The organism is Streptomyces anandii JCM 4720 (assembly GCF_014650655.1).
Classification (GTDB): domain Bacteria; phylum Actinomycetota; class Actinomycetes; order Streptomycetales; family Streptomycetaceae; genus Streptomyces; species Streptomyces anandii.
In genome coordinates this window covers 56,417-57,268 of record NZ_BMVJ01000010.1, presented here as the reverse complement: position 1 = coordinate 57,268, position 852 = coordinate 56,417, and the positions used below count along the sequence as shown (strand labels likewise).

General features: G+C 69.0%; 1 protein-coding gene. It reads right to left on the bottom strand.

Annotated features, from left to right (window positions below; genetic code table 11):
- Nucleotides 1-852, bottom strand: an 852-nt coding sequence (locus IE249_RS19215) for an SRPBCC family protein (protein WP_229858877.1), incomplete at both ends; no start/stop codon positions are given.

The following is an 852-nucleotide window of genomic DNA, read 5'->3' as shown; positions in this document are numbered from 1 at the left end:
CCTCGTCGGCGTCCTCCGCCTCGGGCTCGTCCCCGGACTCCTCCTCGTACTCGCCGTTCTCCTCCTCGCCGTTCTCCTCCTCGGCGTAGGGGCCCTCCTCCTCGTCCTCCTCGTACGGCTCCTCTTCCTCGTCCCGGTCCTCGCCCTCGTAGCCGGCCTCTTCCTCCTCCGGCTCCTCGTCGCTCTCCTCTCCCTCTTCGCGCTCCTCCTCCGCGAGGGCGTCCTCGTGGCTGCGGACGACCTCGCCGTCGCGGATCTCGCCGCGCCAGCCGTCCTCCGCCTCTCCCTTGAGGGTGATGAAGCGGGCGAAGTTCTTGAGGTCGAGCCGGACGCGGCGGCCCTGGGCGCGCCAGATGTTCCCGGTCTTCTCGAAGAAGCCGCTCGGGTAGTACTCCATGACCAGCAGGACGCGGGTGAGGTTGTCCTCCAGACGGTGGAAGGAGACGACGCCCTTGGTGCTGCCCTTCGCGCCCTCCGACGTCCACTGGATGCGGTAGTCGGGAACCTGCTCGGTCGTCGTGGCCTTCCAGCTGCGGCTGGACCACCAGATCTTCGCCTGCCAGTCCGAGGTGGTGTCGTCGGCGCGGCTCGCGCTCTTGACGCCCTTGGCGAAGGTGCTGAAGTCCTGGTACTGGGTCCACTGGTCGTAGGCGGTGCGCAGCGGCACGCCGACGTCGATGTACTCCATGATGACGGTCGGCTTGTTGCCCCCGCCGCCCTTGCGCTTGCCCTTGCCGCCCCCGCCGAGGTTCTTGATCGTGTCCATCACGCTGTCCTTGGCACGCGAGGCGCCGGCCTCCAGCATGGAGCGCACCGGGCCCTTGCCCTCGGCGACCTTGCGGCCGGTGTCGA